The sequence below is a fragment of the Nocardia implantans genome (assembly GCF_035544775.1).
Lineage (GTDB): Bacteria > Actinomycetota > Actinomycetes > Mycobacteriales > Mycobacteriaceae > Nocardia > Nocardia implantans.
Genome location: NZ_JAYKYQ010000002.1, coordinates 690,063 through 705,756, shown reverse-complemented (window position 1 = coordinate 705,756; position 15,694 = coordinate 690,063). Strand labels below are relative to the sequence as shown.

The 15,694-nt window shown below is 70.7% G+C and carries 15 protein-coding genes; 13 read left to right on the top strand and 2 right to left on the bottom strand.

The window, feature by feature from the left end; genetic code table 11:
* Window positions 1-1,062, top strand: coding sequence for an anthranilate phosphoribosyltransferase (gene trpD, locus U3653_RS07490; RefSeq protein ID WP_195077833.1), 1,062 nt, complete (start codon window positions 1-3; stop codon window positions 1,060-1,062).
* A gap of 29 nt (window positions 1,063-1,091) precedes the next feature.
* On the opposite strand, the gene U3653_RS07485 is transcribed toward trpD, so the two are convergent.
* On the bottom strand, window positions 1,092-1,367 hold the full coding sequence (locus U3653_RS07485; RefSeq protein WP_067800602.1) for an Lrp/AsnC family transcriptional regulator: 276 nt from the start codon (window positions 1,365-1,367) through the stop codon (window positions 1,092-1,094).
* Between the two features lie 5 nt (window positions 1,368-1,372).
* Window positions 1,373-3,190, bottom strand: coding sequence for a DEDD exonuclease domain-containing protein (locus tag U3653_RS07480; RefSeq protein ID WP_195077832.1), 1,818 nt, complete (start codon window positions 3,188-3,190; stop codon window positions 1,373-1,375).
* A 595-nt stretch (window positions 3,191-3,785) separates the two neighbouring features.
* On the opposite strand from U3653_RS07480, the gene U3653_RS07475 reads away from it, so the two are divergent.
* From U3653_RS07475 to U3653_RS07420, 12 genes are all read left to right on the top strand, one after another.
* The gene (locus tag U3653_RS07475; protein WP_195077831.1) at window positions 3,786-4,355 is read left to right on the top strand and encodes a C40 family peptidase; all 570 of its coding nucleotides are present in this window, start codon (window positions 3,786-3,788) and stop codon (window positions 4,353-4,355) included.
* Between the two features lie 190 nt (window positions 4,356-4,545).
* Window positions 4,546-5,610 carry an NlpC/P60 family protein gene (locus U3653_RS07470; protein WP_195077830.1) on the top strand — a complete coding sequence of 355 codons (1,065 nt, stop codon included), beginning with the start codon at window positions 4,546-4,548 and terminating at the stop codon, window positions 5,608-5,610.
* Window positions 5,611-5,751: 141 nt separating this feature from the next.
* Window positions 5,752-6,753 (top strand): hypothetical protein, encoded by a 1,002-nt coding sequence (locus U3653_RS07465; RefSeq protein WP_195077829.1) that lies wholly within the window; start codon window positions 5,752-5,754, stop codon window positions 6,751-6,753.
* Between the two features lie 569 nt (window positions 6,754-7,322).
* Window positions 7,323-8,450 carry a glycosyltransferase family 4 protein gene (locus U3653_RS07460; protein ID WP_195077828.1) on the top strand — a complete coding sequence of 376 codons (1,128 nt, stop codon included), beginning with the start codon at window positions 7,323-7,325 and terminating at the stop codon, window positions 8,448-8,450.
* A 29-nt stretch (window positions 8,451-8,479) separates the two neighbouring features.
* Window positions 8,480-8,863: a polyketide cyclase / dehydrase and lipid transport gene (locus tag U3653_RS07455; protein ID WP_195077827.1), complete on the top strand. Its 384-nt coding sequence runs from the start codon at window positions 8,480-8,482 to the stop codon at window positions 8,861-8,863.
* 37 nt (window positions 8,864-8,900) lie between these two features.
* Window positions 8,901-9,335 carry an SRPBCC family protein gene (locus U3653_RS07450; protein WP_195077826.1) on the top strand — a complete coding sequence of 145 codons (435 nt, stop codon included), beginning with the start codon at window positions 8,901-8,903 and terminating at the stop codon, window positions 9,333-9,335.
* A complete protein-coding gene (locus U3653_RS07445; RefSeq protein WP_323124700.1) occupies window positions 9,332-10,633 on the top strand; it encodes an ArsA family ATPase in 1,302 nt (433 codons plus the stop codon). The genes U3653_RS07450 and U3653_RS07445 overlap by 4 nt, the downstream gene beginning before the upstream one ends.
* Window positions 10,623-11,039, top strand: coding sequence for a hypothetical protein (locus U3653_RS07440; RefSeq protein ID WP_323124693.1), 417 nt, complete (start codon window positions 10,623-10,625; stop codon window positions 11,037-11,039). Before U3653_RS07445 ends, U3653_RS07440 begins: the two co-directional genes overlap by 11 nt.
* Window positions 11,036-12,046 carry an ROK family protein gene (locus U3653_RS07435; protein ID WP_195077825.1) on the top strand — a complete coding sequence of 337 codons (1,011 nt, stop codon included), beginning with the start codon at window positions 11,036-11,038 and terminating at the stop codon, window positions 12,044-12,046. The genes U3653_RS07440 and U3653_RS07435 overlap by 4 nt, the downstream gene beginning before the upstream one ends.
* Window positions 12,047-12,224: 178 nt before the next feature.
* Window positions 12,225-12,956, top strand: coding sequence for a lysophospholipid acyltransferase family protein (locus U3653_RS07430; RefSeq protein ID WP_195077824.1), 732 nt, complete (start codon window positions 12,225-12,227; stop codon window positions 12,954-12,956).
* Window positions 12,957-13,268: 312 nt separating this feature from the next.
* Window positions 13,269-14,033, top strand: coding sequence for a sporulation protein (locus U3653_RS07425; RefSeq protein ID WP_195077823.1), 765 nt, complete (start codon window positions 13,269-13,271; stop codon window positions 14,031-14,033).
* A gap of 70 nt (window positions 14,034-14,103) precedes the next feature.
* Window positions 14,104-15,669 carry an alkaline phosphatase D family protein gene (locus U3653_RS07420; RefSeq protein ID WP_195077822.1) on the top strand — a complete coding sequence of 522 codons (1,566 nt, stop codon included), beginning with the start codon at window positions 14,104-14,106 and terminating at the stop codon, window positions 15,667-15,669.
* Window positions 15,670-15,694 lie beyond the last annotated feature (25 nt).

Below are 15,694 nucleotides of genomic sequence, written 5' to 3'. Positions count from 1 at the left end.
ATGAGCGTGCGCAGCTGGCCCCAGGTGCTGGGAACCCTCGCCGACGGTGGCGACTTGGCCGCGGACGACACGGCGTGGGCGATGAGCGAGATCATGTCCGACAACGCCACCCCCGCGCAGATCGCCGCCTTCGGCGTCGCCATGAAGATCAAGGGCCCCACGCCCGCCGAGCTGACCGGCCTGGCCACCGGCATGCTCGAGCACGCGCGGCTGGTGCGGATCGATGGCGACGCGGTCGACATCGTCGGCACCGGCGGTGACCGGTCGGGTTCGGTGAACATCTCCACCATGTCCTCGATCGTGGTGGCCGCGGCCGGGGTGCCGGTGGTCAAGCACGGCAATCGGGCCGCGTCCTCCAAGAGCGGCGGCGCCGACGTGCTGGAGGCGCTGGGCGTGAAGCTCGCGCTCGGTCCGGAGTCGGTGGCGCGCTGCGTGCGCGAAGCCGGCATCGGGTTCTGCTTCGCGGCGGTGTTCCATCCCGCCCTGAAGTACGCGGGTGCGGCGCGCAGCCAGATCGGCATCCCGACCGTCTTCAACGTGCTCGGTCCGCTGACCAATCCCGCGCAGCCGCGCGCCGGTCTGGTCGGCTGCGCCTTCACCGAATTGCTGCCCGTGATCGCGGGCGTGTTCGCCGAACGCGGCGCGAGCGCGCTGGTGGTGCGCGGCAACGACGGCTTGGACGAGATCACCACCTCGGACACCACCGAGGCGTGGATCGTGTCGGGCGGACGGACGCGCCGGGCCACCATCGATCCGACCCGCATCGGTATCCCCCGGGTCGATCTGGACGCGCTGCGCGGCGGGGACGCCGAAGTGAACGCGGGCGTTGCCCGCGACGTGTTCGCCGGTCGCGGCGGCGCGGCGCGGGACGCGGTGCTGGTGAATTCGGCGGCCGCCATCGTCGCCTACGACTGGTCGCGCGGCGTGGGCGATCCGGACGCGGACCTGCACGCCGCGCTGGCGGCGGGCGTCGAGCGCGCGGCCGAGGCGATCGACACGGGCGCCGCCACCGCGCTGCTGGAGCGCTGGGCGAAGCTGACGCAGACGCTCGGCGACAACTGACGCCCGGCCTGGCGCCGCCCGGTGGAGAACTACTCCCCGAGCGAGAAAGCGGCCTCCACCTCGGCGCGGGAATACGACTTGAACGCGATGTGCGTCGTGGTGCGCAGGACACCAGGGGTCTTGTCGATCCGGCCGGTCACCACATCGGCGATCTGCTCGTGGTCGCGCACCCGCACGATCGCGATCAGGTCCACGTCGCCCGCGCAGGAGTAGACCTCGGCGACGCCGTCGGTGTCCGCGACCGCCTGCGCGGTCTCCGGGATACGGCCGTTGTCGGCGTGGATCAAGACGATCGCGGTAATCATGACGCTCAGCCTAAGCGGTCCAGATAGCCCTGCTCGGTCGGTTGGGCGCGGACCGCGGCGTCGGCCAGTTCCGCCCAGCCCAGCCAGCGTGCCGCGCCATACATCGGCTCGTGGTAACCGTCCGTGGTCCGCACGATCCGCACCCCCGGCCGGGCCAGCCAGCGGGCGACCAGCGCCACTTCTTCCGGGGACGCGCCGCGTAACGGCGGGGCGTCCTCGACCGGAGTCCATGTGTGGTCCGGCAGGTGCGGGCCGAGGGCCGGCAGCGCGCCGGGGTTCGGCAGAGTGGCCGCAACCACGGTTTCGGCGGCGGCGGCGATCTGCTCCACGATGGGCATCGGCGGCACACCGCGCGCCGCGGTGCCGGAGCCGGCGAGGCGGCCGTACCGGATGACCGCGAACTCCCACCCGCCGTCGCCGTCGGGATGCGCGGCGATCAGTTCGGCGATGCGCGCCACCGCGGCCAGTCGCTGGGTGCGCCGCAGCGCGCGCACCACGCGCGCGGCACGATCGCGCAGCCGCGCGGCCGCCTCGAAACGCTCAGCGCGCGAATGGGTTTCGATGCAATCGAGCATGAGGCGAATCGGCGCGTCGCTGTACCCGGCGAACAACGCGCGCACGAGCGCGGGCGCCGCGGCGTACTGCGTCATGTTCAACCGCTTCCCGCCGGAGCCCGCCGGACACCCGCCGACCAGAGCGGGCGGGCACTCGTGCACCGCCTTTCGGGACAGCCGTGCCGTGCAAGTGCGCAACCCGGTGAATTCGGCGATGATCACGCCCAGGTCGGCGGCGTCGTTGCGGGAGTGGAACGGCCCCAGCGCGGCCGCGCCCGACTCCCGCACCACCGAGAAGCGCGGGAACGGCTCGTCGGTGAGAGTGAGCCACCAGGCGCGCTTGGGAAATTTCGACCGGCGGTTGTAGGGCGGGGTGTGCGCCACCAGCAGCCGAAGTTCGCGCACCCCCGCCTCGAGCGCGTGCGCGCACACCACGTGGTCGACCCGAACGGCCAGTGACACCATCTCTTTCATCCGCCCCCGGGTCTCCGAACCGGTGAAGTAATTGCGGACGCGACGGCGCAAGTTCACAGCCGTGCCTATATATAGGACTTCATCGGAAGGCCCCCGGAACAGATACACCCCCGGAGCGGCGGGGAGATCGGCCGCGAGGGCGCGTTTGGAGCGCTGCCGGGGTGTGACGTCGGGCAGATAGTCGAGCAGCTCGGTGAGACTGTGCACGCCTTGGTTCCCGACCCGGGCGATCAGGGCGTGCAGCACGTCGACGGTCGCGCGGGCGTCCTCCAGCGCCCGGTGCGTCGGCTGGGTGGTGGCGCCGAGCAGCCGGGCCAGCGAACCCAGCCGCACCGAGGGCGCCTCGTCCCGTCCGAGCACCCGCCGCGCCAGCTTCACGGTGCACAGCACCTGCGCGGGCGGCCATGCGGTGTCGCACTGCGCCGCGGCGGCGCGCAGGAACGCCATGTCGAACCTGGCGTTGTGCGCGACCAGCACCGCGCCCGCGGCGAATTCCAGGAAGCCGGGCAGCACCGCCTCGATGCGCGGCGCGGCGTACACCATCGCGGTGGTGATGCCCGTGACGTGCACGACCGCGGGCGGAATCGCCCGACCCGGGTTGACCAGCGTCGCGAACTCGCCGAGCACCTCCCCGCCGCGCACCTTCACCGCTCCGATCTCGGTGATGCCGTCGGCTCCCGGACTGGTCCCGGTGGTCTCCAGGTCCACGACCACGAAAGTCGTGTCGTACAACGGGGTGTCGAGCTCGTCGAAGGCCAGCTGCTTGGCGGCAGGGCGCGGCACGGGTTCGGACACGGCCAGCAGCGTAGAGCGACGGTCCGACAGGAACCGGACGCGCGGAGACGCCACGAAATGTCCGAATAACACCGTGCGGATTCGGAGGCGATACCCGGGAATTGATCTAGAAAATCGAAAAAGAGACCCAGATCACATAAGGTCGAAAACTGTATCAAACATTGCCGCGCGTCCGGTGAAACGCGAGCCGGCACGGCCGGGCGTGTCGCCGCCGGTCGGCTCTACGGTGTACGAACCGGCGACCATACCGGATCCTACGGCGAGTAAACCGCTTCTAGCTGGCGAAATGCCGCACATCCGCACCCCGGGCGGAAGGCTGGTCCGTCCCGCCTCGCGACCCCACCCGGGCGCACATATCCCTACGCATTCCGCGTCGTTATCTTTTCGTGATTCGCTGGGACATATCTCACACCCATTAGCCACCGAAATTGTTGAGCAAGCCCTTTTCGCTTTGCCGCGGCTTTACAAACGACCGTGATGTATTCGTAACCTTCCTGAGACCTCACGGAGTCCGCCGCGCCGAACGGTGCGGCGCCGACGAAGTCCGCGGCACCACCGGGTGCGGCGTCGTGAGGCAGATTGGGAGTACCGCATCATGACGACCAACGCCGCCAAGCGTCAGGCGAAGCGCGCCGTTGCCGCCGGGGCCGTCGGCGCTGCCACCATCGGCGCGTTCCTGCTGCCCGCAGCACCCGCGTCGGCCCAGCCGGTGACCATCCCCGGCGTGGGCACCTTCGACGTTCCGAACGAGCTGCCGGTTCCGCCGGGCCTGCCCGGCCTCGAGCTGCCCGGCCCCGCTCCCCTGCCCTTCGTGGCACCCAAGTCTTCCGGCGACGTCGCGCTGGACGCCGCGCTCAGCAAGGTCGGCTCGCCGTACGTCTACGGCGCGGCGGGCCCGGACGCCTTCGACTGCTCCGGCCTGGTCCAGTGGTCCTACCGCCAGGCGGGTGTCGAACTCCCCCGCACCAGCGGCGCCCAGCTGGCCGCAGGCAGCCCCGTGTCGCTCGACGACCTCCGGCCGGGCGACCTGGTGTCGTTCTACGGCGGCGGCCACTCCGGCCTCTACGCCGGTGACGGCAACGTCGTGCACGCGTCGACCTCGGGCCAGCCGGTGAAGGTGGCGCCAATCTCCTCCATGCCGATCGCGGGCGCGCGCCGCTTCTGAGCAGCCGGTCGGGCCGCGACGCCGCGGCCCGACCGCACCACGGCCCTGTGATCAATTCGTTCTCTGCTGGACATCGACACGGGCCGTTCCGTAACCTAACCGAGACCTTCGACCGATTACCCCGGGTTCGCCCGGAGCAAACCTCGGGGTTCGCCGAAAGCTTCACGAGGAGAACGGGGCACCGCGGGCTGTGGCTGTACATCACCGGGGACAGCAGACCAAACGTCTGGTCGCAGGAACGCTGGCAGCCGGATTCCTCGCCGCTTGTCTCTACGGCGGCGGCCCGGCCGGAGCGGATCCGGTGGCGCTCCCCACGACCGCCGGCGAAGCCGTACAGCGGATGATCGACCTGTCTCGTCAGTCCGAACAGCTCAACCAGCAGGCGCTCGGCGCGGAAGCCGAGTTGGAGGCGAAGCTCGCGGTCCGGCGTGACGCCGACGCCAGGCTGGCCGCCAGCACCGACCTGGTGAACCGGGCCAAGGACGAGGTCCGCCGGTATCAGCCGGTCATCGACCGCACCGCGATCGCCGCCTACCAGGGCGCCCGCACCAATCGCCTGTTCGCCGTGCTGGTCAGCGATTCACCGCAGCAACTGCTCGACCAGATGTCCACGCTGGACGTGGTGTCCGCGCAGACCTCCGCGCAGCTCGAGCACTACAAGAAGGCCACCGACGCCGCGACCGCGGCCGAATCGGAGGCCCGCACCGCCGCCGACGCCGCCCGGTCGGCCGCGCAGAAAGCCGACGCGGTGCGCATCGATCTGGAACGCAAGCGCAGCGATCTCGGCGGCGCCATCGCCGAGGTGGTGCAGGCCTGGGGCACGCTGTCGGCAAAGGACAAGTCCGCCCTCGCCGGATCGCCGTTCCCGCCCGGCTTCGACCGCGACAGCCTCTTGCAGGGCCTCGTCCCCGGCAGCGGAACCAGCGCGCTGGCGGCCGGGCTCACGCGGGTCGGCGACCCCTACGTGTGGGGCGCCACCGGTCCGGACCAGTTCGACTGCTCCGGTCTCGTGCAGTGGGCGTTCAAGCAGGTCGGCAAGAACGTGCCGAGGACCAGTTCGCAGCAGGCCACCTACGGCACACCCGTGCCCAAGGAGGATCTGCAGCCCGGCGACGTGGTGTTCTTCTACTCCGACATCTCGCACGTCGGCATCTACGCGGGCAACGGACTCATGCTGCACGCCTCCACCTTCGGCGTGCCCGTCGCGGTCGCGCCCATGGGCTCGACGCCGTTCCATTCGGCTCGGCGATACTAGAGGCCGTGAGCGAGCCAACCAGCGGCACCGCGTTACCCACCACCCCACCGACCCGCGACGGGCGACGGTGAGCCAGCCGCGCGGTCGGCGCGGCATCGCCGCGGCGAGCGGCACAGCCGTGTCCCCGGCCGGGGCGCGCCGATGACCGGGATGCGAAGACTGCGCGCGTGGTGGTCGGCGCGGCGGCGATTCGAGTTCTGTCTCACCGTCGCGATGGTGGTGGCGCTCACCGGCGTGTGCGTGGCGCTGATCATGTTGCCGAGCACGGTGCTCCCCGAGCTGCGGGCCGCGGAGCCGGGGGCGACCGAGGCGGTGGGTCAGGCCGCGGCCGCCGATCCCAGGCTGGCGGAGGTGCGGCGCATCGTCGAGCCGTTCGGATCGATCGTCGCCCGCCAGGTGCCGACCGGAGACGGGCGGCGATCGCTGATCGTCGGGCATCCCGATCAGCGGATCGAGATCGACGTGCTGGAACGCGAACTCGCCGACGCCACCGCCGCGGTGACCGACGTCTGGGGTCCCGGCTGGGCGCAATCGGCGCTCGTCGTCGTCGCCTCCTCGCCTTCCGAATTCGCGGCCCTGCTGCGCTCGCCCGATCTGCTGTCCGCCGAGGTCGCCGCCGCCTCGGTCGCCGACCCGTTCACGCCGGGCAGCAAGCCGACCGGCCAGCGGGTCGTGTTCGGCCCCGACACCGGACGCCGCCTCGATCCCGAGGGCATGGCCACGCTGCTGCGGCATGAACTGACCCACATCGCCGCTCGCGCCGACACCGTCGACGGCGCCCCGCTGTGGATGCTGGAAGGTTTCGCCGAGTACACCGCGCACCATCGCGACGGCCAGCGGTTCGCCGACATCGCTCCCACGCTCACCGCGCACGCCCACGCCGGTCGCATCCCCGACGACCTGCCGCCCGACACCGACTTCTCCGGCCCCGACGCCGCCTTCACCTACGAGAAGGCCTGGTCGGTCTGCGCCTTCGTCGCCGAGAAGTACGACCGAACCCACCTCGTCGAGCTCTACCGCCGCATCGCCGCGAGCAGACAGACCCCCGCCACCGAAGACGCCGTCCTCCGCGAAGTCCTCGGCACCACCCGCACCGACTTCGTCGGCGACTGGCGCGAGTGGCTCCGCACCCGAACCGCCTGACCCCGCTCCGATCGTCGGCGCGCGCGGCGCCGCCCCGCTCCCTTGGTCGGTGACCCCATCCTTCGGTCTGCCGCCGCCGCACGGCCCGCACGCCGAGTGGGACACATGACGCAATCGCGACACCACCCGCACCGATCCGCCGACCCGAATGGGCCCGACCCTTCCTCTTCGCAGGCGGAGGTTTCGCCATGCATCGCAGCCTGAGCCCTCGGCTTATGACATGCCCCGCGCACCGCGACGCCTTCCGAGCGAAGCAAGACCGAGCCCCCGCCGATCGCGGCCGGAGCACACATCCAACTACCCCCGCCCACGGTGACCCACCAGTCCAACCCACACCGCCCACGCACAGCGTCCCGACTTCGGATCCCGGACGCGCCCAGCGCACCGCGACCACGTCTTCCGAGCGAAGCGAGACCGAGCATCCGCCGTTCGCGGCCCGGCTCGCGTCCGAGTGGCCGCCGCGCAAGCGACGAAGGAGCAAGCGGCGGCCACTCGGACGCGAGCCACAAAGGGGCCGCGAACACGCCGCGCCGAAGGCGCGGCCAAACAAACACAGTATTTTGTTGCGCATGGCCCGAACTTTGCTGGTTACCAATGATTTCCCGCCGCGGCCGGGCGGTATCCAGTCGTATCTGCAGGCGCTGGCCGGTGAACTGCCGCCGGACGACCTGGTGGTCTACGCGCCGCGCTGGCGCGGCGACAGCCATCTGAAGTTCGACGCCGGGCAGAAGTTCCAGGTCGTCCGCCATCCCACCACGCTGATGCTGCCGACTCCGCTCGTGCTGCGCCGCGCCGCGCGGCTGTTGCGCGGCGAGCAGTGCGACACGGTGTGGTTCGGGGCGGCGGCGCCGTTGGCGCTGATGTCGCCCGCCCTGCGCCGTGCGGGCGCCGAACGCATTCTGGCCAGCACCCACGGGCACGAGGTCGGGTGGTCGATGCTGCCCGGCGGCAGGCAGGCGCTGCGGGCCATCGGTGAGCACACCGATGTGGTCACCTATGTCAGCCGCTACACCCGCCGCCGGTTCGCCTCCGCGTTCGGCCCGAACGCGGCGCTCGAGTATCTGCCGCCCGGCGTGGACTCCGAGGTCTTCCGCCCGGATCCCGCCGCGCGCGCCGAACTGCGCGCCCGGTACGGCTTGGGTGACCGGCCGACCATCCTGTGCCTGTCGCGGCTGGTGCCGCGCAAGGGGCAGGACGCGCTGATCCTGGCGATGCGCGATATCCGTGAGCGAGTGCGGGGCGCGGTCCTGGTGATCGCGGGTGGCGGTCCGTTCGAGGACAAGCTGCGTGCCCTCGCGGTCGCCGCGGGCGTCACCGAGGACGTGGTGTTCACCGGCCGCGTCCCGTCCGGTGAGCTGGCCGCGCATCACACGCTGGCGGACGTCTTCGCGATGCCGTGCCGGACCAGGGGCGCGGGGCTGGATGTGGAGGGGCTCGGCATCGTCTACCTGGAGGCGTCGGCGTCGGGCGTCCCGGTGGTCGCGGGCAATTCCGGCGGCGCGCCGGAGACGGTGATCGAAGGCAAGACCGGCCGTGTGGTGGACGGCCGTTCGGTGCAGCAGATCGCCGACGCCCTGGTGGAGATCCTGTCCGACCGGGACGCCGCCGCGCGGATGGGCGCGGCGGGACGCGCGTTCGTCGAGCAGCAGTGGCGCTGGGACAGCCTGGGCGCGCGCCTGCGACAGCTGCTGCGGTGATCCGCGTCGCATCTACTACGCTCAGCGGAGTGAGCAGTATCCAGGTCGCAGACCAGACCTTCGTCGCCGCATCGGGTGCCGCCGTGGCCGAGCTGCTGGCGGGGCCGAACAATTGGCGCCGCTGGTGGCCGGACCTGGCCTTGGAGGTCAGGGAGGATCGGGCCGAGAAGGGTATCCGCTGGTCGGTGACGGGTGCGCTGACCGGGACCATGGAGGTGTGGCTGGAGCCTTCGCTCGACGGGGTGATCCTGCACTACTTCTTGCACGCCGAGCCGCAGCCCCCGCTGCCCGCGGGCAAGCTGGCCGCCGCCAACCGGGCGCGCCGGGTCGCGGGCAAGAACATGTCGTTCGAGTTGAAGTCCCGGTTGGAGGCGGGCCGTCCCGCCGGTGTCACTCCCGCGCCCCAGCCTTGATCCACCGGCACCGACGCTGAAAGGAACCGCTGTCCGCATGGCCGACAGGACCCAGAGATCGATCGTCATCGAGGCCCCGTCGCAGCAGGTGATGTCCGTCATCGCCGATCTGGAGTCCTACCCGGAGTGGGTGTCCGCGGCGAAGTCGGTCGAGGTGCTGGAGACCGGGCCGGACGGTTTGGCGAAGACCGCGCGATTCGTGCTGGACGCCGGGGTGGTCAAGGACACCTACGTGCTGTCCTACGACTGGCGCGCCGACCGCAAGGCGGTCAGCTGGCGGCTGCTCAGCGGCGAATTGCAGAAGGCGCAGAACGGCACCTACGAGTTGATCGATCGGCCCGGCGGCACCGAAGTCGTCTATACGCTGACCGTCGATCTGAACATCCCGATGATCGGCATGTTCAAGCGGAAGGCCGAGAAAGTGATCACCGATACCGCGCTGAAGGAACTGAAGAAACGGGTCGAAGGCTGACCGCGCACAAGACCCGGGTCGAGCTGTTCATCGGCAAGGGCGGGGTGGGCAAGACCACGCTCGCCTGCGCCACCGCCATGGCCGAGGCAGGGTCGGGCCGTCGCGTGCTGATCGCCTCGCTCGATCAGGCGCATTCGCTGGGCGACGCGCTGGGTTTCCGCTTCCCGCACGATCCGGGCACCGTGACCGGTATCACCACCGTGCTGCCCGGACTGGACGTGATCGAGATCGATTCGCTCGCGCTGCTCGAGGACCGGGTCCGCGACGTGGTGCGTCTGGTCTCCACCGGTCGCGGGCACGAGCACGGCTTCGACCTCGGCGCGCTGGATCCGGCGGAGCTGACCGGTTTGCCCGGCGTGCAGGAACTGCTGATGCTGGTGGAGATCGCCCAGTTCGCCGCCGAGGACGACTGGGATCTGATCGTCGTCGACTGCCCGCCCTCGGCGGACATGCTGCGCATCGTCACCGCGCCAGGCACCCTGCTCGGTTACGTGGAACGGATCTGGCCGCCGCACGCGCGAGCGATGAGCGCCGCGGGCACCGACCTGCGGCGCGCCGTGCTCGCGGCCACGGTGGAGCGAATCGTCAAGGCGGTCGCCGAGGTTCGCGATCTGCTCGCCGACCACCGGCGCACCGGCGCGCGGCTGGTCACCCTCGCCGAGCGGGTGGCGGTGGCCGAATCGCGGCGGGTGCGTTCCGCCGCGGCGCTGCTGGGCTTGCGGCTGGATGCGGTGGTGGTGAACAAGGTGCTGCCCGATCTCGCGGCGCCCGCTGGGGCCGAACATCCGGCGGTGCAGTGGTATTCGAACCGGCGCGGCGAGCAATCGGACATCATCGCCGAGTTGCGGAGCGCGATGCGGGATATTCCGGTGGTGATCGCGCAGCACACCGGTCCCGAGCCGATCGGGCTGAAATCGCTGGCCGCGCTGTCGGACGCGATGGGCTCGGCGGGCGGCACCGGGGACGCTGCGCTTATGCTGAGCGACAATCAGACGGAGGTCGACGCGAGTTCCGGCGAACCGCTGGTTCGCCTGGAATCCGGCACCGGGTTGCGGTCGGTGTACGCGCTGCGCATGCACCTGCCGGTGGTCGACGCCGCCACGTTGCGCCTTGGCCGAGTGGAGGACGATTTGATCGTGGGAGCGGACGGTGTCCGGCGCCGGGTGCGCCTGGCGCCGGTATTGCGGCGGTGCACGGTCGACGGCGCCGAACTCGAGGACGAATATCTGGTGGTCCGCTTCCGGCCCGATCCCCGGGTCTGGGCGCACGCGTCCGAAAGTCACGGCCATGACCGGTGATCCGCACTCGCCCAGGGGCGAGCAGGCCGGCGGTCACACCGCGCCCGACGGTGTCGCCGAGTTCGCCGAGGAGCTGAAGCTGCTGGCCGAGGCGGTGCTGGAGCGGGTGGAGCCGGTGCTGCGGCGCGCGGCCGACGGTCAGGTCGAGTGGTCCAGCTGCAGCTGGTGCCCGGTGTGCGCGGCCGCGGCGCTGGTGCGCGGTGAGCACCACGAGGTGCTGGCCGCGATCGCCGATCACGGCACCGCGATCGTCACCGTGCTGCGCGAAGCGCTGGCGGGGGTGCCGGTCGAACCGGTCATGCCCACCGACGCCGATCCGGAGACCGGCGCGCCGCATCACCACGACCGGCGCGGGGACGACGACGGCCCCCGTTACGTCGACATACCCGTGACGATCAAGGTATGACGCAGCAGATGGCCGGTACGCGATCGCTGACCGTCGGAATAGACGTCGGCGGCACCAACATTCGGGCGTCGGTGATCGACGACAGCGGCGAGGTGCTGGACACGGTCCAGGCGCCGACGCCGCATTCCGCGCGAGCGCTGGAGGACGCGCTGGACCGGGCCGTGCGCGAGCTGTCCGGCAGGCATCCCATCGGCGCGGTGGGCTTGGCGGTCGCCGGGTTCATCAACGGCGACCGCTCCACCGTCCGGTTCGCCCCGCACCTGCCCTGGCAGGACGCCCCGGTCGCCCAGCGCCTGACCGAACGACTGGAACTGCCGGTGATCCTGGAGCACGACGCCAACGCGGCGATGTGGGCCGAGTACCGGTTCGGCGCCGCCGCGGGCGGGCACAACGTAGTGCTCGTCGCCATCGGCACCGGTATCGGCGCCGCCCTGCTCATCGACGGCCAGTTGTACCGGGGCACGCACGGCGTCGCGCCGGAACTGGGTCATCTGCAGGTGGTTCCGCAAGGGCGGGCCTGCCCGTGCGGCAAGCGCGGATGCTGGGAGCGTTACTGCAGCGGAACCGCCCTGGCCGAGACCGCGATCGAGATGCTGGCCAGCGACACCGTGCGCTCCGTGCTCGCCAGGGACGTGGCGCGCGATCCCGGCTCGCTGACCGGACGGCGGGTCGCGGGCGCGGCGCAGGACGGCGACCCGCTCGCCGTGCGGGTGATGGCCGACTTCGCGCGCTGGCTCGGGCTCGGGCTCGCGTTCGTCAGCGACATCTTCGATCCGGACCTGGTGGTGATCGCGGGCGGGGTGAGCAGTTCGGCGCCGCTGTTCCTGGACGAGGCGCGCGAGGAGTACGCGCGGGCGATCACGGGCGCGGGGCACCGGCCGCTGGCCCGCATCAGGACCACTCAACTCGGCGAGGCCGCAGGCATGATCGGCGCCGCCGACCTCGCCAGGGCCGCGCTGCCCTCGGACGCGCGCAAGTCCGCGCGCGTCGCCCGGACCAGCCGGTGACACCGCCGCCGCGAGCCGTCGCGGCCTGCCGCGACACGCCGACGCGTACCATCGCTCGGCGTCGGGGCCGAAGTGTGGTGAGATTCGCCGCTGCGGTTGGATGTGATCTTGCACCAGCGGTAAAGTCGGCAATTGACGCAGGTGCCCGCTACTATCCCGGTCCCGGGGGAAGGACGTCATGTTCTACTGGCTGCTGAAGTTCGTGCTGCTGGGACCGTTCATTCATCTCTACAACCGGCCGACGGTCGAAGGTGTGGAGAACATTCCGGCGGACGGGCCGGCCATCATGGCGGGTAACCACCTCTCCTTCGCCGACTGGCTGTTCGCGCCGCTGCTGAGCCCGCGGCGAATCAACTACCTCGCCAAGGCCGAGTACTTCACCACGCCCGGCATCAAGGGCCGGTTGCAGAAGTTCTTCTTCAGCGCCACGGGTCAGTACCCCATCGACCGCAGCGGCGCCGACGCCGCCGAGGACGCGCTGAACGCCGCCCGCAAGCTGCTCGACCAGGGCCGTCTGGTCGGCCTCTACCCCGAGGGCACCCGCTCCCCCGACGGCCGCCTGTACAAGGGCAAGACCGGCTTGGCCCGCCTGGCGCTGGAGACCGGCGTCCCCGTCATCCCGGTCGCGGTCATCGGCACCGACGAGGTGAGCCCGCCAGGGCCGTTCCGCTGGCGCCGCAGGAAGGTGACCGTCAAGTTCGGCGAGCCCATCGACTTCTCCCGCTACGAAGGCATGGGCGGCAACCGCTTCGTCGAGCGCGCCGTCACCGACGAGGTCATGTACGAGCTGATGCGGCTCACCGGCCAGGAGTACGTCGACGTCTACGCCCACAGCCTGAAGAAGGGCGTCCCCAGCGGCAGCCGCCCGTCCTCCGTCTCCGTCCGCATCCCGGACACCGCCGCGGGCTGACCCGAAGCCCCGCCTCGGCCCCGAGACAGTTCTCGGGGCCGTTTTCGTATCGGCTGAATGCCCGCGCAGCGCGGCTCCGCGACCGCAGCACCCCGAAGTGGGCCGCCGCGCCCTCGGGAGTCCGCCGCCGCTCGAGCCGTGGCCGCTTCCGTGTGCCTCTCGGAACATGCTGCCGTGTCGAGCATTCCGAGTTCGGCAGCGCGACCGGCTCCGGACGCGGGAGAAGTACGGGACAAGGGATCGAGATGGCGTTGCCCACAACGTAAGGGAACGCCAAGGTTTTGTTCGGCGAGGTCGGGGAGACTGCGGAGCATGTTCGAGAAGTTGCTGGCGGCGGCCGGGGTCGGCGGGGCCGAAGTGGAGACCGAGTTGTTCACGCCGGGGGTGCAGCCCGGGGGCACGGTGGAGGGCGTGATCCGGTTGCGGGGCGGGGCGGTCGCGCAGGAGATCACCCGGGTGGCCGTCGAGTTCGTGACCAGGGCCGAGCAGGAGTACGAGGATCACGAAGGCGTGCGCGACATCGCGTTCGGCCGTACCGGGGTGCACGGGCCGTTGTCTCTGCCCGCGGGTGCGCCGCTGGAGTTCCGGTTCGCGGCCCGCGCGCCCATGGAAACACCGATCACGTTCTACAACGGACGGCACCTGCCCGGCACGGTCGTCTCGCTGCGCACGATCGTGGAGATCCACGGCGCGGTGGACGCCGCCGACACCGACCCGATCGGCGTCGGCGCGCTGCCCGCCCAGCACGTGCTACTGGAAGCGGTGGAGCGCTTGGGATTCCACCTGCGCAGCGCGGACGTCGAGTCCGGCCGGGTGCACAACACGCCGCAGACGCTGCCGTTCTACCAGGAGATCGAGTTCACCGGCGCGCCGAACTACCCCCGCTTGAACCAGCTCGAGGTGACTTTCGTCCCGACCGACACCGGCATGAGCGTGGTCCTGGAGGCGGACAAACGCGGCGGCTGGCTCTCCGAGGGCCGCGACGTCTTCGACGCGCTGTGGGTGGACTACCAGCAGCTGGGCGGGGTGGACTGGACGGGCGAACTGCACCACCGCATCGCGCGCCTGGCGCACTGAGCCCTGCTTGTTGTCCGCCCGGACCCGGCCCGTTCACGCGCCGTTGAGGTAGTCGCGTCAAGGTTGCCTCATGACCGGCTCGGACTCGAGACCATCCCGGCGAACCGTATTGCGCGCCTCCGCACTCGGATTGGTGGCGGCTCCCGCGCTGGCGGCATGCGCACGGGACGACGGCCCGGCGCTGGTGCGGCAGCGTCCGGCGCTCACCCACGGAGTCGCGGTGGGCGATCCACGCGCGGACGGCGCACTGATCTGGGCGCGCGCCGATCGCCCCGCCACGTTGCTCGTGGAAACCGCGGCTACCGAATCGTTCCGCGACCCCAGGCGTTTCACCGGGCCGCTGCTCACGCCCGACTCCGACGGCACCGGCCGGGTACGCGTCAACGGCCTGCCCGCCGGGACGCAGGTGCACTACCGGGTGACGCTGCGCGGCGAGGACGGCGCCACCTCCGAACCGGTCACCGGCGTCTTCCGCACCGCGCCCACGGCCGCGTCGGACATCCGGCTGCAGTGGTCCGGTGACGTCGCGGGCCAGGGTTACGGCATCAACCCGGAGCTGGGCGGCATGAAGATCTTCGCCGCCATGGCCGCCCGCGACCCGCACCTGTTCCTGCATTCCGGCGACTCGATCTACGCCGACGGACCGCTGCGGGAATCGATCACCCTTCCCGACGGCCGGATCTGGCGCAACGTCGTGAGCGAGGCGAAAAGCGCTGTCGCGCAGACTTTGGACCAGTTCCGCGGCAACTACGCCTACAACCTGACCGACGAGAACTACCGCCGCTTCAACAGTGCGGTCGCGCAGGTGGTGCAGTGGGACGACCACGAGACGGTGAACAACTGGTACCCCGGCGGCCTGGTCGCCGAATCCAAGGGCTACACCGAACGCGCCATGGACACCCTGGCCACCCGCTCCTGGCAGGCCTTCCACGAGTGGATGCCATTGGAACCGAGGGAAGCGGTGGACGGCCGCCTGTACCGCAAGATCGCCTACGGCCCGCTGCTCGACGTCTTCGTGCTGGACATGCGCACGAACAAGGACGCGAACGACGCCAACACCGGACCGGACGGACGCATCTTCGGTCCGGCACAGACCAAGTGGCTCGTCGACAGCCTGCGCGAGTCCACCGCCACCTGGAAGATCATCGCCAACGACCTGCCGCTCGGCCTGGTCGTCGCGGACGGTGAGCAGAAGAACGCCACCGCATTCGAAGGACCCGCCAACGGCGATCCAGGCGCACCGTCGGGCCGGGAGCGCGAGATCGCCCGGGTGCTGTCGTCGATCAAGGCGAACAAGGTGACCGGCGTCGTCTGGCTCACCGCCGACGTGCACTACACGGCGGCGCACCGCTATTCGCCCGAGCGCGCGGCCTTCACCGACTTCGACGAGTTCTGGGAGTTCGTCTCCGGCCCGCTCAACGCGGGCGCGTTCGGCCCGAACCAGCTCGACGGGACGTTCGGTCCGGAGGCGGTCTACGTCCACGCACCGCCGGTGCAGAACAGCTCACCGCTGGACGCCTTCCAGCATTTCGGCGAGGTGCGCATCGACGGAAGATCGAGGGAACTGACCGTCGATCTGTGCGACGCCGCCGGATCCGTCCTGTTCAGCAAGAGCCTTGCGCCCGCGTCGCGATGACACCCGGCTTCGGGGAAGCGGCGCG